At 60.0% G+C, this 25,472-nt stretch carries 14 protein-coding genes; 10 read left to right on the forward strand and 4 right to left on the reverse strand.

Annotated features, from left to right (window positions below; translation table 11 throughout):
- Nucleotides 1-120 precede the first annotated feature (120 nt).
- Entirely contained in the window at nt 121-3,831 is a 3,711-nt protein-coding gene (gene metH, locus I5961_RS15380) for a methionine synthase (RefSeq protein WP_085695925.1), read from the forward strand.
- Between the two features lie 4 nt (nt 3,832-3,835).
- On the opposite strand, the gene I5961_RS15385 is transcribed toward metH, so the two are convergent.
- On the reverse strand, nt 3,836-8,620 hold the full coding sequence (locus I5961_RS15385) for a dermonecrotic toxin domain-containing protein (RefSeq protein ID WP_227232750.1): 4,785 nt from the start codon (nt 8,618-8,620) through the stop codon (nt 3,836-3,838).
- 158 nt (nt 8,621-8,778) lie between these two features.
- On the opposite strand from I5961_RS15385, the gene I5961_RS15390 reads away from it, so the two are divergent.
- The gene (locus I5961_RS15390) at nt 8,779-8,997 is read left to right on the forward strand and encodes a DUF2970 domain-containing protein (protein ID WP_007959515.1); all 219 of its coding nucleotides are present in this window, start codon (nt 8,779-8,781) and stop codon (nt 8,995-8,997) included.
- Nucleotides 8,998-9,003: 6 nt separating this feature from the next.
- Here the strand turns inward: I5961_RS15390 and I5961_RS15395 are convergent, their stop codons facing one another.
- Nucleotides 9,004-10,077 (reverse strand): ABC transporter substrate-binding protein, encoded by a 1,074-nt coding sequence (locus tag I5961_RS15395; protein WP_085695923.1) that lies wholly within the window; start codon nt 10,075-10,077, stop codon nt 9,004-9,006.
- Nucleotides 10,078-10,602: 525 nt separating this feature from the next.
- On the opposite strand from I5961_RS15395, the gene I5961_RS15400 reads away from it, so the two are divergent.
- Both I5961_RS15400 and I5961_RS15405 read left to right on the forward strand, forming a co-directional pair.
- Nucleotides 10,603-12,261, forward strand: a complete 1,659-nt coding sequence (locus I5961_RS15400; protein ID WP_085695922.1) for a nitrite/sulfite reductase — start codon at nt 10,603-10,605, stop codon at nt 12,259-12,261.
- Entirely contained in the window at nt 12,245-12,739 is a 495-nt protein-coding gene (locus I5961_RS15405) for a DUF934 domain-containing protein (RefSeq protein ID WP_007959510.1), read from the forward strand. Before I5961_RS15400 ends, I5961_RS15405 begins: the two co-directional genes overlap by 17 nt.
- Nucleotides 12,740-12,781: 42 nt before the next feature.
- On the opposite strand, the gene I5961_RS15410 is transcribed toward I5961_RS15405, so the two are convergent.
- Together I5961_RS15410 and sohB are read right to left on the reverse strand one after the other, a co-directional pair.
- Nucleotides 12,782-17,668: a dermonecrotic toxin domain-containing protein gene (locus I5961_RS15410; RefSeq protein WP_227232751.1), complete on the reverse strand. Its 4,887-nt coding sequence runs from the start codon at nt 17,666-17,668 to the stop codon at nt 12,782-12,784.
- A 193-nt stretch (nt 17,669-17,861) separates the two neighbouring features.
- On the reverse strand, nt 17,862-18,884 hold the full coding sequence (sohB, locus tag I5961_RS15415) for a protease SohB (protein WP_085695920.1): 1,023 nt from the start codon (nt 18,882-18,884) through the stop codon (nt 17,862-17,864).
- Nucleotides 18,885-19,091: 207 nt separating this feature from the next.
- On the opposite strand from sohB, the gene I5961_RS15420 reads away from it, so the two are divergent.
- From I5961_RS15420 to I5961_RS15445, 6 genes are all read left to right on the forward strand, one after another.
- A complete protein-coding gene (locus I5961_RS15420) occupies nt 19,092-19,802 on the forward strand; it encodes a histidine phosphatase family protein (RefSeq protein WP_085695919.1) in 711 nt (236 codons plus the stop codon).
- A gap of 48 nt (nt 19,803-19,850) precedes the next feature.
- The gene (locus tag I5961_RS15425) at nt 19,851-20,168 is read left to right on the forward strand and encodes an SCP2 sterol-binding domain-containing protein (protein WP_085695918.1); all 318 of its coding nucleotides are present in this window, start codon (nt 19,851-19,853) and stop codon (nt 20,166-20,168) included.
- A 261-nt stretch (nt 20,169-20,429) separates the two neighbouring features.
- Nucleotides 20,430-22,148: a hydrogenase maturation protein gene (locus I5961_RS15430; RefSeq protein ID WP_227232752.1), complete on the forward strand. Its 1,719-nt coding sequence runs from the start codon at nt 20,430-20,432 to the stop codon at nt 22,146-22,148.
- Nucleotides 22,149-22,271: 123 nt separating this feature from the next.
- Complete coding sequence (locus I5961_RS15435; RefSeq protein WP_085610473.1) at nt 22,272-23,135, forward strand: LysR family transcriptional regulator; 864 nt, start codon at nt 22,272-22,274, stop codon at nt 23,133-23,135.
- A 109-nt stretch (nt 23,136-23,244) separates the two neighbouring features.
- Nucleotides 23,245-24,390, forward strand: coding sequence for a sterol desaturase family protein (locus I5961_RS15440; protein ID WP_227232753.1), 1,146 nt, complete (start codon nt 23,245-23,247; stop codon nt 24,388-24,390).
- Complete coding sequence (locus I5961_RS15445; RefSeq protein WP_227232754.1) at nt 24,387-25,463, forward strand: SMP-30/gluconolactonase/LRE family protein; 1,077 nt, start codon at nt 24,387-24,389, stop codon at nt 25,461-25,463. The genes I5961_RS15440 and I5961_RS15445 overlap by 4 nt, the downstream gene beginning before the upstream one ends.
- Nucleotides 25,464-25,472 lie beyond the last annotated feature (9 nt).

The following is a 25,472-nucleotide window of genomic DNA, read 5'->3' on the forward strand; positions in this document are numbered from 1 at the left end:
ACCGTTATGACGACCGTACCAACATGAGCGATATTCATGCAAAAGCGCCACATGCTCTAAAACCGCACAGGTTTGTTATGATCCCGGCCCTTCGTCATGGTCTTTTTCCGAGTAGTCCCAATGTCCGATCGCAGCGTTCGCCTTCAAGCACTCAAGCAAGCTCTCAAAGAGCGCATCCTGATTCTCGACGGCGGCATGGGCACGATGATCCAGAGCTACAAGCTCGAAGAACAGGATTATCGCGGCAAACGCTTCGCCGACTGGCCGAGTGACGTCAAGGGCAACAACGACCTGTTGGTACTGACCCGCCCGGACGTGATCGGTGGCATCGAAAAAGCCTACCTGGATGCCGGCGCCGACATCCTCGAAACCAACACCTTCAACGCCACCCGGATTTCCATGGCCGACTACGGCATGGAAGAACTGGTCTACGAACTCAACGTAGAAGGCGCCCGGCTGGCGCGCAAGGTCGCCGATGCGAAAACCCTCGAGACGCCAGACAAGCCGCGTTTCGTCGCCGGCGTGCTCGGTCCTACCAGTCGCACCTGCTCACTGTCACCGGACGTCAACAACCCGGGCTATCGCAACGTCACCTTCGATGAGTTGGTGGAGAACTACACCGAAGCCACCAAGGGTCTGATCGAGGGCGGCGCCGACCTGATCCTGATCGAAACCATCTTCGACACCCTGAACGCCAAGGCTGCGATCTTCGCCGTACAAGGCGTGTTCGAAGAACTGGGCTTCGAGTTGCCGATCATGATTTCCGGCACCATCACCGATGCCTCCGGCCGTACCCTGTCGGGCCAGACCACCGAAGCGTTCTGGAACTCCGTGGCCCACGCCAAACCGATTTCGGTAGGTCTGAACTGCGCCCTCGGCGCCCGCGAGCTGCGTCCGTACCTGGAAGAGCTGTCGGACAAGGCCAGCACCCACGTATCCGCCCACCCGAACGCCGGCCTGCCGAACGAATTCGGCGAGTACGACGAGCTGCCGGCGGACACTGCCAAGGTCATCGAAGAATTCGCCCAAAGCGGTTTCCTCAACATCGTCGGCGGTTGCTGCGGCACCACACCAGGCCACATCGAAGCCATCGCCAAAGCCGTCGCCGGCTACGCGCCACGGCAGATTCCGGACATTCCCAAGGCATGCCGCCTGTCGGGTCTGGAACCGTTCACGATCGATCGCAGCTCGCTGTTCGTCAACGTCGGCGAGCGGACCAACATCACCGGTTCCGCGAAATTCGCCCGCCTGATCCGTGAGGACAACTACACCGAAGCCCTGGAAGTCGCCCTGCAGCAGGTCGAGGCCGGCGCCCAGGTGATCGACATCAACATGGACGAAGGGATGCTCGATTCGAAGAAGGCCATGGTGACCTTCCTCAATCTGATTGCCGGCGAACCGGACATCTCCCGCGTACCGATCATGATCGACTCCTCGAAATGGGACGTGATCGAAGCCGGCCTCAAATGCATTCAGGGCAAGGGCATCGTCAACTCGATCAGCATGAAAGAAGGCGTCGAGCAGTTCATCCACCACGCCAAGCTGTGCAAACGCTACGGCGCGGCAGTTGTCGTGATGGCGTTCGACGAAGCCGGCCAGGCCGACACCGAAGCGCGCAAGAAAGAAATCTGCAAACGTTCCTACGACATTCTGGTCAACGAAGTCGGCTTCCCGCCGGAAGACATCATCTTCGACCCGAACATCTTCGCCGTGGCCACCGGCATCGAAGAACACAACAACTACGCTGTGGATTTCATCAACGCCTGTGCCTACATCCGTGACGAACTGCCGTATGCCCTGAGCTCCGGCGGCGTGTCCAACGTTTCGTTCTCGTTCCGCGGCAACAACCCGGTGCGCGAGGCGATTCACTCGGTGTTCCTGCTGTACGCGATCCGCGCCGGCCTGACCATGGGCATCGTCAACGCCGGTCAGCTGGAGATCTACGATCAGATCCCGCAGGAACTGCGCGACGCCGTCGAAGACGTGATCCTCAACCGCACGCCTGAAGGCACCGATGCCCTCCTCGCCATCGCCGACAAGTACAAGGGCGACGGCAGCGTCAAGGAAGCCGAAACCGAAGAATGGCGCGGCTGGGACGTCAACAAGCGTCTGGAGCATGCGCTGGTCAAAGGCATCACCACCCACATCGTTGAAGACACCGAAGAGTCCCGCCAGTCCTTCGCCCGCCCGATCGAAGTGATCGAGGGCCCGTTGATGGCGGGCATGAACATCGTCGGCGACCTGTTCGGCGCCGGCAAAATGTTCCTGCCGCAGGTGGTGAAGTCCGCCCGCGTGATGAAACAGGCCGTGGCCCACTTGATCCCGTTCATCGAGCTGGAAAAAGGCGACAAGCCGGAAGCCAAGGGCAAGATCCTGATGGCCACGGTAAAAGGCGACGTGCACGACATCGGCAAGAACATCGTCGGCGTGGTGCTGGGTTGCAACGGCTATGACATCGTCGACCTCGGCGTGATGGTGCCGGCCGAGAAGATCCTGCAGGTAGCCCGCGAAGAAAAATGCGACATCATCGGCCTGTCCGGCCTGATCACCCCGTCGCTGGACGAAATGGTCCACGTGGCCCGCGAGATGCAGCGTCAGGACTTCCACCTGCCGTTGATGATCGGCGGCGCGACCACTTCCAAGGCGCACACGGCGGTGAAGATCGAGCCCAAGTACAGCAATGACGCGGTGGTCTACGTGACCGACGCCTCCCGCGCCGTGGGCGTGGCGACGCAGTTGCTGTCCAAGGAACTGAAAGCCGGTTTCGTCGAGAAGACCCGCGAAGAGTACATCGACGTCCGCGAGCGCACCGCCAACCGCAGTGCCCGCACCGAGCGCCTGAGCTACGCGGCCGCGATCGCCAAGAAGCCGCAGTTCGACTGGGCCACGTACACCCCGGTCAAACCGACCTTCACCGGCACCCGCGTGCTGGACAACATCGACCTCAACGTACTGGTCGAATACATCGACTGGACGCCGTTCTTCATCTCCTGGGACCTGGCCGGCAAATTTCCGCGCATCCTTGAAGACGAAGTGGTCGGCGAAGCGGCGACCTCGCTGTACAAGGACGCCCGCGAGATGCTCACCAAGCTGATCGACGAAAAGCTGATCAGCGCCCGTGCGGTATTCGGCTTCTGGCCGGCCAATCAGGTGCATGACGACGATATCGAGCTGTACGGCGATGACGGCAAGCCCATGGCCCGCCTGCATCACCTGCGTCAGCAGATCATCAAGACCGACGGCAAGCCGAACTTCTCGCTGGCCGACTTCGTCGCGCCGAAGGACAGCGAGGTGACCGACTATGTCGGTGGTTTCATCACCACCGCCGGGATCGGCGCCGAAGAAGTGGCCAAGGCATATCAGGACGCTGGCGACGATTACAACTCGATCATGGTCAAGGCACTTGCAGACCGTCTGGCCGAGGCCTGCGCCGAATGGCTGCACCAGCAGGTGCGTAAGGAGCATTGGGGTTACGCCAAGGATGAAGCCCTCGACAACGAGGCGCTGATCAAAGAACAGTACTCAGGCATTCGTCCTGCACCGGGCTACCCGGCGTGCCCGGATCACACCGAAAAAGCCACGCTGTTCGCCCTGCTCGACCCCGAGGCGCAGGAAATGCGCGCCGGCCGCAGCGGCGTGTTCCTCACCGAGCACTACGCGATGTTCCCGGCGGCAGCGGTCAGCGGCTGGTACTTTGCGCATCCGCAGGCGCAGTACTTCGCCGTGGGCAAGATCGACAAGGATCAGGTCCAGAGCTACACCTCGCGCAAGGGCCAGGAACTGAGCCTGACCGAGCGCTGGCTGGCGCCGAACCTGGGTTACGACAACTGAACAATCAGTGCTGATCAGCCCCTCCGGAAGAGGAGGAACCACCGGGTTCCTCCCAGTCCGTGTCTGCCATCCACTGTTCAAGCGTCTCCCGGGTAATACCCAGTGCCGACTGGTAGCCCGTACGATCAAAATAGTCACGGATCCGTTGCAGACTGGCAGTCGACAGTGAGCGATAGTTTCCGGATAAACGGGTGTCGAGCAGCAGCTCGTCATGATTGCCGTCAAAGAGCTGCTCCGGAATATCCCTGATCGAATTGCCCAACAATCTCAGTGTGCGCAAGTGTTCGGCCTGTAAAACTTGTGCCGGCCATTCCCTCAGGTCGTTACCGCTCAAATGCAGCGCTTCGAGCCAGGGCGGGATCGCTTCGTTGAAGTAGCGGATCCGGTTGTGGTTCAACTCCAGCAGTTCCAACCCCTCAAGAGACGCTGCACTGAAGGCTCTGAAATGGTTGAGGTTCAGGCGCAAGCGCTTGAGATGGTTCAGCGAACCTAATAATTGCTCGGCTGCATGAGCGTCATGCAACCGATTGGCGGACAAATCCAGTTGCTCCAGTCGCTCCATATCGCCAATGGCTTGCGGCAGGTCTCGCAGCGCGTTGGCGGCCAGATCCAGGGTTTCCACTTGATTGAATGACGTGAGAAACCCTTGCAGTCCCTGCTCGCTCAGCTCCAGCCCCCTGAGGTTCAGACCCTTTACATGAGGAAAGGCTTCCGGCAGGTCGGGCAACGCCCCCACTCCGGGAATACCCTCCAGATCCAGCACATAGTCGGTTACGCCGGCCTCGCCAAACAGGCCCATTTGCCAGCACTCCATGATTCTGTGCGCCGCCTGCGCCCGGCCTTTCGAGGAAATCCGCGGCTGCCTGAAACGCATGTCGACACTGCGTCGCACGAAGATCCAGCCATTGAGCTCGCGCGTCAGCGCTTCGAACCGTTGGTTCCAGTCATTGATACGAGCATTGACTTGCGCGTCGGTAGCCCCGAAGCGCAGGTACTCGACCACGTCAATCGCGTCCTCCTCCGACAGACCGGGAATCACCCGCTGCAAGCGGCTGATGAAGGAAGAAAGACTTTCTTCGGCAGGCGGCGCCGGTGGCAACTGCAACAACCGCGATGCCACACGGGATCCGGTCTCCATGGGTTGCGCGCTCCTGTCGGGCAGGGGTTCAGCGGCAAATCTCGCCAGTGCTCCCTCCGGCAGCCCCAGCGTCGACTCGACCCGGGACCGGGCCGCCTGCAGCTGAATTTGTGTGTCTGGCCCAAGGGGAGCCCCCGTCAGAAGCATGTTGATCAGCAGGTCATCACGGGCCAGAGCCTGCGGAGGCAGCGAGGTAACGCGGGTGTTTCGCAAATCCAGCCAGCGCAACGCCTGAAGGTCCTCGGCGCCCCGTGGCCACTGCTGCAACTGCGTGCCTTCAAGGCTCAGCGCCTTCAAGTTCGGCATGCTCGACATATCCAACCTGTAAATCGGATTGCCGGACAGGTCGAGTTCGACCAGTCTGGCGCGGATATCCGTCGGGATCGGGTTGGTTGTCAGCGCACAGTCACTGAGGTCGAGATATCGAACCTCGGGAAAAGCGCGGAGGAAATTGCGGATCTGACCTGTTTCCGACCGACGCGATTGCACAAGCAGGGACTTGACGTGGGGAAAGCTCGCCGACAGCGACGGCAGCGGATCATCGCAGACCCAGACAAATTGGTCGTAGCCGCGATTGCTCGCAGCCAAGGGGGCTTCACGCCAGCAGCGTTTCAAGTCATGCGCGGCTCTCAAACGTTCTTCAAGGCCGGGGCCGGGGGCCGCCCAGTGATCGAGGGTCGATTCAAGGCGTTCCCATTCCTGAGCACGCTCGTTGAGCCACTGCATGATCTGAACATCACTTTGCCCCTCTCGCATCGCTCGCAGCACAACTCCGTTGGCCTGTCTGAAATCCAGATTTGGATAGAGTTCCAGCACTTGCACCGCGAGTGAAGTGTTGATCCCCGGGCGCCCCAGCGCGCCCTCGCCACTGGCGAGATACCCAAATCGACGATTCTTGAGGCGTATCGGAGGTTGGTACGTACGGTTGCTCGGACTTGAGAGGGCCACGGCCGTACGAACCTGCTCAGGATGCGCGGTTGCATAGTCGATGATTGCCCGCTGCAAGCGAGCGCTGCTTTCACTTCCAGACAGCCCCAGAGCTTGACTGGCTTCCTGTGGCAAGGCGCGCATGAGCGAGGGAAAAAAGGTATCGAGCTGGCCGTTCTGCGTCCATCCATGGTCACTGAATGCCTGAAACAGCGGCCCTTGCTTGACCACGCACACCCGGTTCGTGACCGACTGGCCGCCAATCGCCTCCAGCAACGGCCCGTGAATGTGTGAATCACGAAGTTCAAGCCGCACATCGTCCGGCCAGCCCGGCAACTTTTCGAGTAATCGCAAGGCCAGCCGGCAGCTGTCGAGGGAGGGATGCTCTTGATGCAGGCCGGCATAGGTTCGGGCCGCCCTTCCCTGTCCGGCGTACCAGCGTGCCTCCTCCAGCAGGCGGCGCGGCACTGAAGTCGACGTTTGCAAAGCCGCCAGTGATTCCGCGTCTGCATGGGCAAGAACTTCCCGGCCAGCGTTTTCACCGAGCCCCGGACATACCCGTTGCAGTTTGAGGAGCCGTGCATCCGGTGTGGCGGTTTGACGTTGCGCGTCGAACAGTTGCAACGCATCGGCCAGTTCAGGCGGTGGCGGCAGGTTGTCCACGTGCATTCTGCGCAAGCTGTCGTCACTGACTGCGCCAATGTCGGCGATGGCCAGCAATTGTTCGTCGGTCAGCATTTCGGTGCTGTGACCGATCCGGCGCAAAAGTGTCAAGCGATCCCAGGACAACGGGCGCTCCAGCGTGGATCGCCAGGCGCCGGCACCGTTGTGGCTCAGTATCGGCTGATAGGCATCAGGATCACGGGGATGCCTGATACGCCAGCGCAGGGATGCCCTGTCCCAGTTCTTTTCGTAGACCCGGCCCTGCAACCGGATCCAGGCTCGTTCCTGTGCAATGAATTGGCCCTGAGCATTAGGCCCGCCCTGGGGAAGCTGTTCAACAGGGCTTTCATAGACCGTCAGATCCGGGTTCCACAACCGTGTTTGACCGTCAGCCAATGTGACTGGCCGCAGTTTTTCTATGACCGGCGCAGCCGTGGCCGGCTTGAGGCGGGACAGGACTTTACCGGCGCCAGCGAGCAAACCGAACAGAGCCAGGTTCTCCGCAACATCGATCAGGTGCGCCTTGGCGGCCCTGCGATCGCCTTCGCTCCACTCGATGACGCCTTCAATGGATTCCTCCAGCAACTGGCCAACCATCACCGCCGTCATGATCTCACCCAGCACCGGTACAAAACCCGCTGCGGTGGTCAACACCAGCATGCCGATGTTCAGTAATGTCGCGAGTTTCCTGCTGCGTACCTTTTCGTCGACATCTGCCGTGGGCACGGCGTGACTGCGGGCATCGGCAATGGTCCGCTCACGGTGCCGTTCAAAGAGATAGTTCCACAGATCGACATTTTCAGAGGTGGGATTATCGCCCTCCCGTGGAATAACGGTGGGGGCCAGAAAAGGGTCATCCTCGGGGGACTTTGTCTCCACGGCGGGAGGCCTGTTATGAATGCGCCAGAGGCCCCCGAAAGGATTGAGGAGTGCGATGGCATCAGCGGAAAAATGAGCCGTGGACGATGAGTCGTGCAAGAAACGGCTGAAATAGTCCCCACGATCCGCATACGCCACGAAACGACTGAAAAACCGCTGATAGGCCGTCGGCACCGTATCTTCAGACGACAAGCCGTCGCGTTCAGTGAATCTTCGTTTGAACATCGCCTCCATTTGTCTGCGGGTATAACGCTTCAACGGGTGATAAGGGTCATGGGGAATGTAGAGCAGTAGATCATCGGTATAACGCTCGTCTTCACTGATCGAAAAACAGACGCAGCCTGTCATTCGATGCTTCATGAGGCTCAGATCGTGAAACCAGACGTTCTTGCGGCCCAGACGCGGATGAAGGTCTCCATCGATGACCGACAGGATCATCGTGTAATCCTCGGGTTCAATATCCCCACAGGACAACGCGTACTGCGCAGCAGCGTGCAGATCGGCTTTGGCAGCGCCGATGAATGTCTCACGCAGTGCCGTTGCGGCCTGCGCATCTTTGGAATCAAAAAAATTCTTGAGATAGGCCTGATACTTCGCACCGATATCCAGCGAACGGCATAAAGCCGTGAATCGAGTGACGGTCATCGGCGTTGTCAGGGGCAGCAACTCTCCGGGTTTCCTCCGTTCGACCAGAAAACCGGAAGAACGGTGAAAGGCCCCCGGTTCGCATTCCGAGTCTTCGAAGTTATGCAGGGCCGCCTGCAGTAACGAAAGTGTGGAGACTTCATAAACCCCCACTTCAATCGAGAAAATACCGGCCTCGACAGCTTTGTTCAGGCGCAGATAGATCGTTTTGACATCCATTTCGATGCCGAACTCGTCTCGTAACGCTTCAATCAGCAGAGGCTCGGCAAACGTGTCGATGTCCTGCAGGGATGACAGTTGTCTGTCCAGCCGGGACTGGGCGACAAAGCTGGCGGTAAACCCGTCATTCAGGGCTCGACGCTGCGCCCGGGTGGCTTGCCGATAGCCAGGCGGCAGCGTCGCACGGGCGCTTTTGAGTTCTGCGCGGCGCTGCGCGGTGGCGTCCGTCAACCAATCGGGAATGGCCTGTTCGAGAAATGCACCGTGGATGCTCTGTGAGGCGGCTGGCTTCATTCCGGTAGCCGGGATCGATGACATAACGCTTCTCCTGTGAAAGTGAAGCATCAGCACACCATTTCGAAGGCGGCCAGCCGTGGTAGATAGTTATGTCGGCGTCAGCGAGGGGTTTCCAATGGTTTCTCGCGCAGCCAGCCGATTGACTATGCTCAATAGGCACACTTTAAGACGAGGGATGTATGGACGATCCAGTCGACAACAAGCCACCGACCTTCTGGCAGATGCTGCACAGCGTCATGGCAGCGGCGTTCGGGGTGCAGAGCGGCAAGAACCGGGCAAGGGACTTCACCCATGGAAAGCCCAGCCACTTCATCTTCCTGGGCATCGCGTTCACGGCGGTGTTCGCCCTGACGCTGTTCGGCATCGTGCAACTGGTGGTGCATCTGGCGGGCGTCTGATCTGCGTCAGTGCATCAGGGTCTGCAGGTTGAACGGATAGCGATACGAAACCGGACGGCCCTTCGCCGACAGTTTGCGAAAGTGCACGCCGTAGTCTGGCGAGGCGCCCATGGCAAGAATTCGGCGGGCATGATCCCTGTCGATCAGTTGTAACAAAGGAATCTGCCGGTCACGACCGCCATATTGGTTCAGATCGACGCCTTGCGCGTGATCGTGCAACTCGACAAGCGCCCAGCCGCCCAGAGTGAAATGGCCGCCGAGCAAGGCGCTCAAGCGCCCATCCACTACCGCCTGCAAAGCTTTGGCCGAGGTATTGACCGCGCTGAACAATACGTCCTTGCCCGGTACTTTGCCGGCCTCGGAAACGGCGCGCATCGCACCGAAGGCCATTTCATCGTTGGCCGCCCACACCAACGAAACGTCGGGATAACGGACCAGCAACTGTCTGGCCTGCTCGTAGGCCCGTTGCTGCGTCCAGCCACCGTAGACCAGTTGTCGCAGACGCACCTGAGGGTGCTCGGCCAGCGCCCGCTGCATGCCCTTTTCGCGCAGTTGCGCCGAAGGGGTGATTTTCAGACCGGAAAAGGCCAGCAGATCAATGCTTTCACCGGGCGCCACGGGTGGATGCAAGCGAATCAGCTCCTTCATCATCAGATAGCCGCCCTCTTCATCGTTGGGCACCAGGCTGCCGATATGATCAGCACGATCTGCCATCAGCGCCTTCTGGCTGGGCGTGAGTGCCGAGTTGACAATAAAGAGCTTCACGCCGCTGCCATTGGCCATGCGCAGGATCTGCGGCGCCACGTACTGTTCGTTGACGAACACCAGATAGTCCGGGCGATCTGGCCCTTGCAGGGCCAGGCGCGCCTGGGCCAGGGTCAGTTCGGGATTGCGCTGGGCGTAAAGGATGCGCAAGTCCACACCCAGATCCCGGGCAGCGGCCTGCATGAACTGCGAGTAGCTGAGCCAGAACGTTTCCTGAGTCGAGCCCGGATTCAGGAACAGCACCGACTCCGCACGCGCGCAGGTAGCGAAAACCGCGCCGAACAGGAGCAGGCTGATGTGGAGAAGCTTGAACATGAAACATCCGGGCCCAGGGAAAAATGGCCGCGCATTATAGCCATTGATCGCCTGACCTTTGGCGCTTGATCCCGCCTTTTGTCCGACAATCGTCGCAAGCGGGGCCCGGACGAGTCGTTTTACTGATGGCTGACCCAGAACACCGCTGTTCCAACGACCAGAATGATCAGGAACAGAATGGCCCATGCATCGACGCTGCTATCGCTTTTCCTTGCCTTGGTTGGGTTGCTCATTGCATCGCCTCTTGTCGGTTTTGTCGGTGATTGCAGAAAGACTCGACCACAGTTAAGACGATGATTGACCGCACGACAAATGTGGGTTAGTTGACAGTAATTCTCGTTAGGCGATTTGGTTCTTTCCATATACTCAAACATCACTTTTGCGCATAACTGCAAACGGGTATATTGCCCCGGCTCCGTCAAGGAGTGCGCGGCCGTGCGCGCAGAATTGCAGAGGAACCATCGGACTCCAGCAAGCGAAAACGCAGCGTTTTCCGAGTGGCCCAAGCCTGAGAACAGGACTTATATGTACGTATACGACGAGTACGATCAGCGGATCATCGAGGACCGCGTCAAGCAGTTCCGTGATCAGACCCGACGCTATCTGGCAGGTGAGCTGAGCGAAGAAGAATTCCGCCCCCTGCGCCTGCAAAATGGCCTGTATATCCAGCGTTTCGCGCCGATGTTGCGCGTGGCGGTGCCTTACGGCCAGCTGACTTCGCGTCAGATGCGCATGATGGCCAAAATCGCCCGCGACTATGACAAGGGCTACGCCCACATCAGTACGCGCCAGAACGTGCAGTTCAACTGGCCGGCGGTCGAAGACATCCCGGACATCCTCGCCGAGCTGGCCACCGTGCAGATGCACGCGATCCAGACCAGCGGCAACTGCCTGCGCAACGTCACCACCGACCAGTTCGCCGGTGTTGCGGCCGACGAATTGATCGACCCGCGTCCGTGGTGCGAAATCGTTCGTCAATGGACGACCTTCCATCCGGAATTCGCCTACCTGCCGCGCAAATTCAAGATCGCCGTCAACGGTTCGACCTCCGACCGTGCGGCCATCGAAGTCCACGACATCGGCCTTGAGCCAGTGCACAACGCGGCTGGCGAACTCGGTTTCCGCGTGCTGGTGGGCGGCGGTCTGGGTCGTACTCCGGTCGTAGGCGCGTTCATCAACGAGTTCCTGCCATGGCAGGACCTGTTGAGCTATCTCGACGCGATCCTGCGGGTCTACAACCGCTACGGCCGTCGTGACAACAAATACAAGGCGCGGATCAAGATCCTCGTCAAGGCGCTGACTCCGGAAGTCTTCGCCCAGAAAGTCGATGCCGAAATGGAACACCTGCGCGGCGGCCAGACCACTCTGACCGAAGCCGAAGTTCATCGCGTCGCCAAACACTTCGTCGACCCGGACTACAAGGCGCTGAGCAATCAGGACGCCGAACTGGCCGCTCTCGACAAAGAGCATCCGGGCTTCGCCCGCTGGCGCGCCCGCAACACCCTGGCGCACAAGAAGCCGGGCTACGTGGCCGTGACCCTGTCCCTGAAGCCGACCGGCGTTGCACCGGGCGACATCACCGACAAACAGCTCGACGCCGTCGCCGACCTGGCCGACCGCTACAGCTTTGGTCAATTGCGCACCTCCCACGAGCAGAACATCATTCTGGCCGACGTCGAGCAGAGCCAGCTGTTCACCCTGTGGGGCGAGCTGCGTGAAAGCGGCTTCGCCACGCCGAACATCGGCTTGCTGACCGACATCATCTGCTGCCCTGGCGGCGATTTCTGCTCTCTGGCCAACGCCAAGTCGATCCCGATTGCCGAATCGATCCAGCGCCGTTTCGACGACCTGGACTACCTGTTCGACATCGGTGAACTGGACCTGAACATCTCCGGTTGCATGAACGCCTGCGGTCACCACCATGTCGGCCACATCGGCATTCTGGGCGTGGACAAGAAAGGTGAAGAGTTCTACCAGGTCTCGCTCGGCGGCAGCGCCAGCCGTGACGCCAGCCTGGGCAAGATCCTCGGCCCGTCTTTCGCTCAGGAAGACATGCCGGACGTGATCTCCAAACTGATCGACGTGTACGTGGAACAACGCACCGAAGACGAGCGTTTCATCGACACCTACCAGCGTATTGGCATCGACCTCTTCAAGGAACGCGTCTATGCAGCGAATCATTAAGAACAACGAGGTCGTCGACGAGACCTGGCACCTGCTGCCCAAGGATTTCAACATCGACGAAATCAGCAACTGCGACGACCTGATCGTCCCGCTGCAGCTGTGGCGTGAGCACGCCCGCATGCTCAAGGCCCGCGACGGCGGTCTGGGTGTGTGGCTGGATGCCGACGAAGAAGCCGAGGAAATCGGTGACGACGTGAACGAGTTCCAGGTGATTGCCCTGAACTTCCCGGCCTTCACCGACGGTCGCAACTACTCCAACGCCCGCCTGCTGCGTGACCGTTACGGTTTCAAAGGCGAGCTGCGGGCCATCGGCGACGTGCTGCGCGATCAGCTGTTCTATATGCGCCGTTGCGGTTTCGATGCCTTCGCCCTGCGTGCGGACAAAGACCCGTACGACGCCCTTGAAAGCCTCAAGGACTTCTCGGTGACCTATCAGGCCGCCACTGACGAACCGCTGCCGCTGTTCCGTCGCCGTTGACCGTGTACCCGAGCCTGCATTCGCGGGCTCGGGTATTGCTGCTTATCCCTGCGTTTTTACCAATTCGTTCGATTCCGGCGTGACCGGCAAGCTCAGACCCGGATGCCTCGCCAGCGCCGCAATGGTCAACTGTTTACGCAGCTCCAGGCTGTCATTTCTGAAGTTGTCTAAAATCGTCGTCATTTGTTGACTGGCGGCTTCACGAGACAGTCCGGCTTGCGCTTCCAGTCGCGCAAACGCTTGAGCGCTGCGATCGAACACACTGGTAAATGCGTCCTGATGCGTCGTCAGCAAATACTCGGTCCAGAATTCCTGGCTGTTGACCCACTCAGAGAGTTGCGTCGTCTGCTCGGCCCTGACGACCTCCAGATACGCGTGATCGATCTGCGCATCGGTCACCTCGACATCCAGTGGCATATTCAGCTCCGTGGGTTGTGCAGGCAATGCCAGGCGCTGCGCCAGTCGTACCCGGTAAACAAGACTGATGTCCAGCGCCTGACGCTGGGTGAAGGTGCCTGCGCGGGAACGCCGCGCACTATCGATCAACGCCTGTTTTTCCACCTGCTGCAGACGAAACAGCCCGCGCAACAGGCGAACCAGATCGCCTTCCAGAGTCTGCGTGCCGGTGCGGGCCGCTGCCGCTGCCCGATAACACAGAACCCTGACTTCCAGATCGCTGAACAGTCCAGCAACGTTGGGCGCACTGAGCCAGCCTGCGCGGGCCATGCGAAACAGCGCACGACGCAACGAGTCGTCCTCGCAGGCAGCCTCCAGCACATTCCACACACGCTGGCCCAGCTGTTCGCGGGTTCGGGCAAAATCGGAGGTTTCACGCAGTTGCATGAGCACTTCAAAAAAATCCCGAGAGTCCGGATCAGCCGACAGTGACAACAGTACTTGCTTCGCCCGCTCAACCTCCACCGTCGGCAAGCCATTTACCCACGCGGTCCCTTCCCGACCTCCGGCCAACCGCGCGGCGCGGGCGTACTCGGTGGTGCTAACGCCCAGACTGATACCTTGTGACTGCTGGTACGCCGCGATGGCTTGCAAACTCTCTGTCGACAGCGGATTGCCGTCGATGGCGGTACCCCGGTTCAGTACAGCGCGAGAGTTGAACACTGATGGCGGGATATCGACGATCTGGTTATTGCGCAGATCGAGTGTTTCCAGATGCGCAAGCGCATCGGTTGCGGGCCATTCGCTAATGCCGGTGTTGCGCAGGTTCAGGTGACGCAGATTGCGCAGCGCCCTGATATCCGGAGTGCGCCCCAGGAGCGGGTTGAAACCCATATCCAGCGTACGCAGGTGCTGCTTGCTGGCCAGCTCCACAATCGTCTGCCCGGTAAGCCGGATGCGGTTGTTGCTCAAGTCCAGCCCCGTCAGCCCCGGCATGTCCCCGATCGCGAGAGGGATGCGTGTCAGTCCGTTCCCCGAAAGATTCAGCACCCGCAATCCGGGAAAGTTGTGCAGAAACCTGTTCAAACCTGCACTGGCGCCCACGCCGCTCATTTCCAGCGCGGTGATGTGGGCAAAGTCACCGACAAGGGTCGGCATCTCCCCTAACGGCGCCGGATCGAGGGTCAGACTGTAGGTCGGATGCCCCGGATGCGACGCGTCGCGGGTTTCCTTGCGCCACGCGCGCAAAATGGCTTGCATTGCCCGGGCTTTGCTGTGGACTGGCACCTTGAGCCTGGGCCCTTCTTCATCCTGATAGTACGTATTGCGATGAGTCCAGCGCTCCAGGGTTTCCACCATCGTTCGGTATTGCTCGTGCAACCGCTCAAGCGATCTGATGGCCAGTACTTCATCGGTGCCCAGTGAGGTCACGAAACGTTTGATCTGTGCGGTTGATTGGCTCGGGTACAACTCCTGCGCCCGACGCACGAGCGCGGGCGCGGGGGAAATGCCAGGAGAAGAATGGCTTGAAGGTGCCGATTGCTCGACAGTGACCTGTTCGATCCGGGGATCTGCCAGCCCCATGGGTGAACGATAACTCGATCGCACCGGTGCAATTTCCAGCACCCTGGCGAAGGCTTCGCGCCGCTGCAGCGCCAATGCAGTGATTTTCTGTCGCAAGCCCGTGCCGTCAACTTGCGCGTCAACGCCGATGGCCTTGCGACTGTGGGTTGGAAGGCTTTCCCACAGCGCCTGGAAAAAATTCGCCCGGGTGCGTGCCGGATGACTGGACACGCTACTGTTACGCGGATCCTGGACCTGATAGCGCTCGGCATAGGCTTCGACAAGCACTTTGTGTGGGGCATCGCTCGGGCCAATGACGGCCCGCTGATCGGCGTACACTCCCCAATCCAGGATTTCGACAAATACATCATCAGGCCAGCCCGGCAAGTGGCTCAGGGTATCGAGTACCAGCATGTCTGCATCGCGCCCGCTGGCGGCGTCCAGGTATAACCCCTCGTACGCGCGGTTCAGTCGCTGTACCTGCTGATAGCGCCTGGCTTCCTCGGCCAGACGCAACGGTACGGTGTCGGATTCAAGCTGCGCCCACTCACGCGCATCGGCATGTTGCACCAGTTCGTCGGCAACACTGGCTGAAAGCCCTGGAAACGCCTTGATGATCGTCTCGCCTGCGGAAAGCTCACAGACATCGGTTCGCCGGAACAACCGCTCCAACATCGCCATGCGCATCCGCGGCGCCAGCCCGGCAATATGTTTACCCAATAACGCTATCTGGTTTTTCGACTCCACAGTGGCCGAACCCAGCAAGTGTGTGCGCTCACTGTCGTTGAGTGCCGCCAGAAGAGGCGTATAAAACTGACCGTTGCGCAGTGCATCCTCACTGATGCTCACCTGGCGTTCAGTCTTGTCTGCGCCATAGCGGGCCACTTCGTTTCCAGTAATGTCCTTCACAAGGATGCCCATATCCCGTGGCCAGCGACCTGCCGCTGTCAGCGAATAAAGTTGCAGATCGGCATCCGCCAATGAAGCAGACGCGGGCGTGTCAATTTGCGCCATGAACTCACTGACGTCGGAATCTGCACGAAACCGTCTGACCGAGTCTGTGAGCATCGCCATTGGCTTGCTGCGTTGGACAAATAACTTGCGCATGGCCGCCTGGCTGACTCCGCTGGCCGCAATGACTTGCAGGGCACGGATGTCCGAAATCCTGTCCTCGCGAAAACCCAGACGACGGAACAGGGTCAACGAACTCCAATCATGGGGCAGCTCGGAGTCATGACGCCAGGCGCCAGCTCCATTGGTCTCAAGCAACGGTGAATAACGCCCGGGCAAGTGCGGGTCATGGACCTCCCACAAACCGGTGCCGGTCAACGGACGCACCGCATACGCGTCGGGACCCAGCGGCAAATAGCGGTTGTCTGCACGCCATACCAGCCCTTGCGCATCCGCAGCAAAACTGCGCGGCAATGACTCGCGCTGACGGTAAGCCTTCATGTCCGGATTCCACAGGCGATAAGACATTGGGCCAACCTGAACGCGCCGAAGTCCCTGGATGAAACTCGACGAACGCACGACTTTGTAGGCTTTGCCGACAGCAAGACCGCCTGCGGCAAAACCCGCCATGAGGATCAGGTTTTCAAGCGTATCGAACAGACAATCGGTGGCATGTTCCTGGTCACCGTGGGCCCAACTGTCGATGCCTTCGTAGATCTGACCGAGCAACTGGATCCCGGCGACGGCACAAATGACCTCACCGAGAACCGGCACGAAGGACGCAAAGAACAACAGCGTATTCAGCCCGATGGCTTTATAGGAGTCCTGCCTGGCAAGGCGGGTTTTCTCATCTTCATCATCCGTCGGCACTACCAGCAGGCGAGTATCGGCCCGAACCTGCTCCGCGCGGTGCTGGAACATCGCGAGAAACAGGTTATCTCTTGCGTCCCCCTGGAGATCGATCCCATTCAGCGGAAGAAAGGTCGTGGAAACGGGGAACTGGTTCGGTCGGGCTTTCAACAGACGTACGTCGAGTCCCGTGAGGAAAACCGAGCGATCCTTCATCGGGATGAAGCGCATGAAAAAACTGCGAAACTGCGAGTTGCGTAAACGCCCGCTCAACTCGAGCTCGAACTTCTGGAAACTGGGGTACTCCTTGAGAGGACGATCGGGATCGCCAGGCATATAGATGACACAACGGTAATCGTCATCCGCATGTTCGCTGACCGGACCGATGAACATCGGGCCTTTGAGCTGTACTCCGAGAATTTCAAGGCTTTGATAACCCAGGGTGTTCTTGCCCAGCTTGATTGCAGGATTCGAGTTCCTCACCGATCCAAGCATCTGGTGAACATCGGAACTGATATGCCCGCGCATATAAGCGATGTGCCGTTCGACATCAAACTGATCCCTGGAATATGCAATAGCGGACTCCTGCAAACTTGCGATTTGACTGTCGCTGCCGAAGAACCCCTCAATATGTTTCTGGTATTGCTTGCCCAGATCCAGATACCGGCAAAGCCTGGCAAATTCGTGAGGCTGTATCGACAATACCTTATTGTTCCGTCCGGTTATCCGCTCCGGGATGTACAGCAAGGAACTCTCGTGATACGTGCTGGCCAGGGTTTCCGACAATTCGAAATTCTCGCAAGCCGCGGTCAACAAATCGCGATTGATGGGCAGCACCAGTTTTCTATGCAGCCCCAAGAGGCTCGACGCAGAGCGGACATGCTGAAATATCGCCCCTTCGACCTCAAAGGGTTCGCCCAGTTTCTCGGCCATGGCCTTGGCCAGCAGTGGCGTGCAAAAACTCTGAGGGGATTTCAGTGCGCGCAATTTTTCCCGCGCGGCGTGACGGGATTTGAAACTTTTCTTGAAACTTTCATAGAGATCGTTTCGAGCAGTTTCCGAAGACTCAAGCAACCAGTTCGGGATCTGCTTTTTATACAGGTCAAAAAAAACGCCCTGTTGAGCAGGCGTCATGACAGGCGTATTCGAATTACTTTTTTTAACATCCATGTTTAGCAACTTTATTTCTGAGAAGAGCGCTCAGAGTAAAGTTTCAGCTTCTTTCAATACAGCGCAATTAATTGATGAATCAACCGGCAAAACAACAACAATAGGCAACTATAAAATAACTATGTACCGCACTTTCTTCCGCTGAAAATGCAGCACGCCCGCGAGCCTGACAGCTCACGAGCGTGTGAAGTCTTTACCAGAAGCGTTGCTGAGTCAGACGGCTCCACCAGCTCAGCAACACGCGATCCACCGAACCGCTGGCCGCCATGCCGATACGTTCCTGCAGGCTTTTACGCTCGGCATAGTGCAGGTGATAGACCTCGGACTGTTTGGCACGCTCGGCCAGGTATTCGTCGCTGGTCTTGAGTTCGTCCACCAGTTGCTTGTCCAGCGCCGCGATACCGAGCCAGACTTCACCGGTGGCGACCTCGTCAATGGCCAGTTGCGGGCGATAACGGGCGACGAAGTTCTTGAACAGCTGGTGGGTGATGTCCAGGTCTTCCTGGAATTTCTCCCGGCCCTTCTCGGTGTTTTCGCCGAACACGGTCAGGGTTCGCTTGTATTCCCCGGCGGTCAGCACTTCGAAATCGATGTCATGTTTTTTCAGCAGGCGATTGACGTTGGGCAACTGCGCCACCACACCGATGGAGCCGAGAATCGCGAACGGCGCGCTGATGATCTTCTCGCCGATGCAGGCCATCATGTAACCACCGCTGGCCGCGACCTTGTCGATGCACACGGTCAACGGCACGCCGGCTTCACGGATGCGCGCCAGTTGCGACGACGCCAGACCGTAGCTGTGGACCATGCCGCCGCCGCTTTCCAGACGCAGGACCACTTCGTCCTTCGGTGTAGCCAGCGTCAGCAGCGCGGTGATTTCGTGACGCAGACTTTCGGTGGCCGAGGCCTTGATGTCGCCGTCGAAATCCAGCACGAACACCCGAGGCTTGGCGTCGGGTTTCTTCTTCTGTTTCTTCTCGGTTTTGGCCTGGCCCTTGCGCAAGGCCTTGAGCTGATCCTTGTCGAGCAGGGTCTGCTCCAGCCGCTCACGAAGGCCTTTATAGAAATCGTTGAGCTTGCTGACCTGCAACTGGCCCGCGGATTTACGCCGGCCCTTGCTGCGCAATGCAGCAAAACTCGCCAGCACCACCAGAATGGCGATGACCAGCGTCACGGTCTTGGCCAGGAAACTGGCGTATTCAGTCAAAAACTCCACAGTGACTCCTTCAAACGATGCGCGGTCGTGAAACCTGCGCGGGAATGGGCTCCAGCATACCCATGCACCGGCCCGTCGGCCAGCCGTGAAACCTCCGGCAACAAGGCTGGAACGGGCATTTCAAACAAGCGTATGTTTTTTCATTGACAGCTCACCGCCATCCCCATAACCTCGCCACAACCTTCAACGTACCGGGATGACGCGGACGTGGGCAGCATCTACTTGATTCGACATGGCCAGGCCTCCTTCGGTGCAGACGACTATGACGTCCTGTCGCCGACCGGTGTACGCCAGGCAGAAATCCTCGGCCGTCACCTCGCCGAACTCGGAATCAGCTTCGACCGCTGCCTGTCAGGCGATCTGCGCCGCCAGCAACACACGGCCAACAGCGCGCTGGAACAGTTCGCCGCCGTCGGTTTGCCGGTTCCGGTTCTGGAAATCGATTCGGCTTTCAACGAATTCGACGCCGACGCCGTGATCCGCGCACTGCTCCCGGCCATGCTGCCCGAAGAGCCTGAAGCCCTGGAGATCCTGCGCAACGCCGCGCAAAACCGTGGCGAGTTCCAGCGCATCTTCGCCCTGATCATCGAACGCTGGCTCGCCGGCACCTACGACACACCGGGCCTGGAAAGCTGGCTGGCGTTCGTAGAGCGGGTACAGGCCGGGCTGCAGCGGATTCTCGAACAGGCCGACAACACCCAGAAAATTGCCGTGTTCACCTCCGGTGGCACGATCACCGCCCTGCTCCATCTCATCACTCAAATGCCTGCACGACAGGCCTTTGAACTGAATTGGCAAATCGTCAACACCTCGCTCAACCAGCTGAAGTTCCGCGGTCGCGAGGTGGCTTTGGCTTCCTTCAACAGTCATGCACACCTGCAACTGCTGAAGGCACCGGAACTCATCACGTTTCGCTGAGTCCGGATTACTGTGACCCTGCTGCAATCAACCAAAAAGGATCGAACCATGACCTCCGTAGCTGATGCCGTAAAAGCAATGCAAGCCAAGTTCAACCCAGCCGCCGCTGCCGGTCTGGATCTGGTCTTCGGTTTCAACATCACTGACGAAGACAAGCAATACGCCCTGATCGTCAAAGATGGCACCTGCGACATCCAGGAAGGCGAAAACCCGAACGCCAACTGCACGCTGGTGCTGGACAGCGAAACCCTCAAAGGTATCGTCAGCGGCGAAACCGACGGCATGCAGGCTTTCATGGGCGGCAAGCTGCGCGTTGAAGGCGACATGATGCTGTCGATGAAACTGTCCGAGCTGTTCCCGGCTTAAGACCGCAGCCCGTCTGCAAACAAATCCCGCCCCTGTGGCGGGATTTGTCGTTTCAGGCGCTCAAACCGGCAAACGACGCCGCCAACTCAGTGCCCAAACCATTTAGGACAAGGCAGATCGTCGCCACTGCAACATTGGCTGACACAACGTTGATCTCGATCAGTGGCGCCCGCCACGCCAGTCTCTAACCTTGCGCCTCCATCGATAGCCACGGACGGCTCACCGGGAGCCTGCGGCTGACCTTTTCAAGGAAGAGCAATCATGCGATCACTCAACATCATTCTTCTGTCATCGGCGTTCAACGGCCTGACTCAGCGTGCCTGGCTGGAACTGCGTCAGGCCGGGCATTCACCCAGCGTGGTGCTGTTCACCGACGAAACCGCCGTGTGCGAGCAGATCGAAAACAGCGGCGCTGATCTGGTGATCTGCCCGTTCCTCAAAGACCGTGTCCCTCACGCGCTGTGGAGCAACACCCAGCGTCCGGTGGTCATCATTCACCCCGGCATCGTCGGCGATCGCGGTGCCAGCGCACTGGACTGGGCGATCATGCGCGAGTTGCCATCCTGGGGCGTGACCGCTTTGCAAGCAGTAGAGGAAATGGACGCCGGCCCGGTCTGGGCCACCTGCGAATTCAACCTGCCGGCGGGCCTGCGCAAATCCGAGCTGTACAACGGCCGGGTCAGTGACGCGGCGATCCGTTGCATCCGCGAGGTGGTGGAAAAATTCATCGACGGCTTTGTGCCGGTGCCACTGGATTACACCAATCCCAAGGTTCGCGGCTGCCTGCAACCGAACATGAAACAGGACGACCGCACCTTCAGCTGGCACGACTGTTCGCGTTACATCAAACGCTGCATTGACGCGGCGGACGGCCAGCCTGGCGTGCTAGCCAGTCTCGCCGGCGGTCAGTATTACGTCTACGACGCGCATCTCGATCAGCGCACTGGCATTCCCGGCGAGATTCTCGCCGTGCACGACGACGCGGTATTGGTGGCCACCGGTGATCACAGCCTGTGGATCGGCTCGCTGCGACGCAAACCGCAACCGGGTGAAGAAACCTTCAAGCGTCCGGCGCGGCACGTGTTGGCCGGAAAACTGGCGAACGTGCCGGTGCTGGACTGGTCGGTCGCCAACGCGCCGTTCAGCGACGAAGCCTATCAACCCATCCGTTATCGCGAGTCCGGGCAGGTCGGCGAACTGACGCTGGAGTTCTACAACGGCGCCATGAGCACCGAGCAATGCCGGCGCATGGTCGAGGCGCTGCGCTGGGCCAAATCCCGCGACACTCAGGTGTTGTTGATCAAGGGCGGACGCGGCAGTTTTTCCAACGGCGTGCATTTGAATGTGATTCAGGCCGCCGAGGATCCGGGCGCCGAAGCCTGGGCCAATATCCAGGCCATCGATGATGTCTGCGAAGAATTGCTCAACGCGCGGCAACTGGTGGTCAGCGGGATCACCGGCAATGCTGGCGCCGGTGGTGTGATGCTGGCACTGGCGGCTGACATCGTGTTTGCCCGCGCCGACATCGTGCTCAATCCGCATTACAAGAGCATGGGACTGTATGGCTCGGAATACTGGACTTACAGCCTGCCCCGCGCCGTCGGCCCGGCGATGACCGAACAACTGACCCAGGCCTGTCTGCCGGTCAGCGCTGCGCAGGCGCTGCAACTGGGCATGGTTCAGGAAATCGGCCCGCGCTGCCCGGACGAGTTTGGTTTGTGGTTGCTGCAACGGGCCAACAGTGTGCTGAGTGATCCGACTTATGCAGCGGTGCGGGAACGCAAGTTGCGGGTCGATCACGTGTTGATTCGTCAGTGTCGCGAAGCGGAGCTGCAAGAGATGCAGGAAGACATGCTGTACAACCGCAATCAGTTCGCCGAGAAGTGCCGGAATTTTGTGTATAAGCGCAAGACTTGCTGCACGCCGGCGCGGTTGGTGGAGGATTGGGCTCGAGTGCGGGAGGCTGAGTTGGCCGGTTAGTCCGCGGCGTCTGCTTTTTCCCTCACCCTGGCCCTCTCCCTCGGGCCGGTCCGGCGTTTCGGGAGGGTCAGGTTGAGGGCGCTTTTGCCTTACAATGCGCGCACCTCAACCACCGGCCCGCCCATGGACATCGACCTCGCCCGCACCTTTCTGGAAATCGTCCGCCACGGCAGCCTCGCCGCGGCGGCTGAAAAGCTGTTCGTCACCCAAACGGCAATCACCGCCCGGGTCCAGAAACTCGAAAGCCAGCTGGGCAGCACGCTGTTCGTGCGCAACCGCGCCGGTGCGCGGCTGACCGCCAACGGCGAGGCCTTCGTGGTCTATGCCAATCAACTGGTGCAGACCTGGGAAGCGGCGCGCCGCGACCTGCCCTTGCCCGAGGGTTATCACAACGTATTGCACATCGGTGGCGAGGTCAGTCTGTGCAACCCGCTGATGCTCAGTTGGGCCGCAGAACTGCGGGAGAAAATCCCCGGCCACGCCTTGCGTATGGATATTCGCGACGGCGAAAACCTGCTGCGTCAGCTCGAACTCGGGGTGCTCGATGCGGCACTGGTCTATCAACCGGAATACTGGCCGGGGCTGCAGGTCGAGCAGGTGCTGGAAGAGAAACTGATTCTGGTGACCACACCCGGCCGCCCTGCTCCCTACGTTTACATCGATTGGGGCCCGGACTTCCGCCGCCAGCACGACGCGGCGCTGCCGGAGAAGGCCAAGGCCGCCCTGAGCTTCAACCTCGGCCCGCTGGCCCTGCAGTACATTCTGGAGAACGGCGGCAGCGGCTATTTCCGCACCCGGGTGGTGCGCACTTATCTGGAAAGCGGCGCACTGGAGCCAGTGACCAAGGCCCCGGAATTCGGCTATCCGACCTACCTCGTCTACTCCCGCGACCGCGACTCGGCGATCCTGCAACAGGCATTCGATCTGCTGCGCGAAGTGATCAGGGCCGATGACGACTGGTCGCAGCGCTGGAACCCGTTGAGCTGACCGCCGCTATGTACCGGAGCATGGCACTTGTGACCTGAAGGTTGCCCCTGCACAAACGGCGGGATCGGCTAATCTGCCGGGATAACAAAAATATCCGCAGGTGACCGCAGTGAGGCAGACCACCGAGGCATTTCGCAGCCGCTACCGTGCGGCGATCCATCCCCGCTACAACCCGTGGCTGCACGGCGCGTTCGTGCTGCTGTTCGGCGTGCTGGCCATCGGCGCGTTCTGGAGCAGCGTGCAGCAGGTACGGCCGCTGGAATGGCTGACCGTGCCGCTGACCCTGCTGTTCTTCAATTTCGGCGTGTACATGGTGCACCGCCACCTCGGCCATCACAAAAAGAGCTTTGCGCGGATGTTCTACGCCCGGCATGCCGGCGATCATCACAGCTTCTTCACCCCCGGGCACATGACCTACGACGGCGCCCGCGACTGGCGGGTGATTCTGTTCCCCGCCTGGCTGATCGTGCTGCACACGCTGGCGATCACCCTGCCCCTGTGGTGGCTGTTCGCGCAGGTCAACAGCAACGTCGCCGGTCTGTTCGGCGGCTGCATGGTGCTCGGGTACCTGACCTATGAAGTGTTTCACGCCTGCGAGCATCTGCCGCCGCAGAACCCGTTGACCCGCCTGCCGTGGATCCGCCAGATGCGCCGCCTGCACGAACTGCATCACCGTCGCGAACGCATGCAGGAACGCAATTTCAATATCGTTTTTCCGCTGATGGATTACTTGTTCGGCACCCTCTACTGGGAGCCGGAAATCGCCCCTCTGACCGATTCGAGAATGCCCATGACCCGCATGCAGCACACAGTCGACATCGCCGGCGACCCGATCGCCGTCCTCGCCTACGCCGCCACCGTCAGTCGCTGGCCGGAGTGGCACCCGTCTTCGCTGAAGATCGACGGCCCCAGCGGTGCGCTGCATGCCGGTGCGCGATTCGACGAGGACATCCATGCCGGCGGGCGTGAGGGGCATTTGCGCTGGGAAGTCACCGAGTACCTGCCCGGTCGGCGCTGGTGTGCCCGGGCCCAGGGTGATCAGGGGCTGTCGTTGCTGCTGACCTATGAATGCTCGGCGCACAACGATGCCACGCGGTTCGTGCGCACCCTGGATTATCAGTTCGAAGGCATCGGCCTGCGCATTGCCAACCACCTGCTGCTCAAGCGTCGCATCGATCGCGAATCGGCGGCTTCGATGCTCGCCCTGCGTGACATGGCGACCCGGCACCTGTCTCTCGCAGGAGCCCACGTGTGAGATGGCGTTATCTGGTGTTGCTGCTGTTTGTCGCGGTTCTGGCCTTTCTGCTGTTGCTGCCGACCAAGGTCGAGCCCGTGGCCTGGACGCCGCAACAGGCCCCCTCGCTGACCGAAGGCCAATACGCTGTCAACCAGCGGCTCAAGGGCGCAGCGCAAGTCGGCCCGAGCGACATCGAAGGCCCGGAAGCGCTGTTGCTGGAAAACAACTTTCTGATTACCGGCCTGCACGACGGTCGCCTGCTGCGCACCAGCCTCGACGGCCAGCAGCGCAAGGTGCTGGCGGATACCGGCGGACGGCCGCTGGGGCTGGCGCGGCATCCCAACGGTTTGCTGGTGATCGCTGACGGGGTCAAGGGTTTGCTGTCGCTCGACGCGCAGGGTCAGCTCGTGGCGCTGACCACCGAAGCCAATGGCCTGCCGTTCGGGTTTACCGATGACGTGGCCATCGACAAGTCCGGGCATTACGCCTATTTCAGTGATGCTTCGAGTCGTTGGGGCTACGGCCACGATGGCGAAGCGATCATCGAGCATGGCGGCGACGGACGCCTGCTGCGTTACGACTTCCAGACCGGCAAGACTGTCGTGCTGCTCGACAGACTGGAGTTCGCCAATGGCGTGACCCTCGGCCCGGATGACGCCTATGTGCTGGTCAACGAAACCGGCGCCTACCGCATCAGCCGCTATTGGCTGACCGGGCCCAAGGCCGGCACCCACGACCTGTTCATCGACAACCTGCCGGGGCTGCCGGACAACCTCGCATTCAATGGCCGCGATCGTTTCTGGGTGGCGCTGTACACGCCGCGCAATCCGCTGCTGGATCGCACGGCTGAACACCCGTTCGTGCGCAAGATGATCGTGCGGGCGATGACTGTGCTGCCCAAGCCGGTGGAAAAACGCGGGTTTGTCCTGGGGCTGGATCTGGACGGCAAGGTGATCGCCAATCTGCAGGACGCCAGTGCCGGCAATTACTCGCCGATCACCACGGCGCGCGAGTATGGCGAGTGGTTGTATTTCGGCTCGCTGAAGGCCACGCACATGGCGCGATTGCCTCTCGAGGCAGCCTTGAAGTGAGGCGATGGC

It is taken from the genome of Pseudomonas sp. IAC-BECa141 (assembly GCF_020544405.1).
In the GTDB taxonomy this organism is placed as follows: domain Bacteria; phylum Pseudomonadota; class Gammaproteobacteria; order Pseudomonadales; family Pseudomonadaceae; genus Aquipseudomonas.

Excerpts from the sequence above, each read along its gene's own strand:
- I5961_RS15410 (WP_227232751.1), bottom strand. The coding sequence starts at position 17,668 with ATGGATGTTAAAAAAAGTAATTCGAATACGCCTGTCATGACGCCTGCT.
- I5961_RS15430 (WP_227232752.1), top strand. The coding sequence starts at position 20,430 with ATGCGATCACTCAACATCATTCTTCTGTCATCGGCGTTCAACGGCCTG.
- I5961_RS15400 (WP_085695922.1), top strand. The coding sequence starts at position 10,603 with ATGTACGTATACGACGAGTACGATCAGCGGATCATCGAGGACCGCGTC.
- I5961_RS15405 (WP_007959510.1), top strand. The coding sequence starts at position 12,245 with ATGCAGCGAATCATTAAGAACAACGAGGTCGTCGACGAGACCTGGCAC.
- I5961_RS15395 (WP_085695923.1), bottom strand. The coding sequence starts at position 10,077 with ATGTTCAAGCTTCTCCACATCAGCCTGCTCCTGTTCGGCGCGGTTTTC.
- I5961_RS15390 (WP_007959515.1), top strand. The coding sequence starts at position 8,779 with ATGGACGATCCAGTCGACAACAAGCCACCGACCTTCTGGCAGATGCTG.
- metH (WP_085695925.1), top strand. The coding sequence starts at position 121 with ATGTCCGATCGCAGCGTTCGCCTTCAAGCACTCAAGCAAGCTCTCAAA.
- I5961_RS15425 (WP_085695918.1), top strand. The coding sequence starts at position 19,851 with ATGACCTCCGTAGCTGATGCCGTAAAAGCAATGCAAGCCAAGTTCAAC.
- I5961_RS15435 (WP_085610473.1), top strand. The coding sequence starts at position 22,272 with ATGGACATCGACCTCGCCCGCACCTTTCTGGAAATCGTCCGCCACGGC.
- I5961_RS15385 (WP_227232750.1), bottom strand. The coding sequence starts at position 8,620 with ATGTCATCGATCCCGGCTACCGGAATGAAGCCAGCCGCCTCACAGAGC.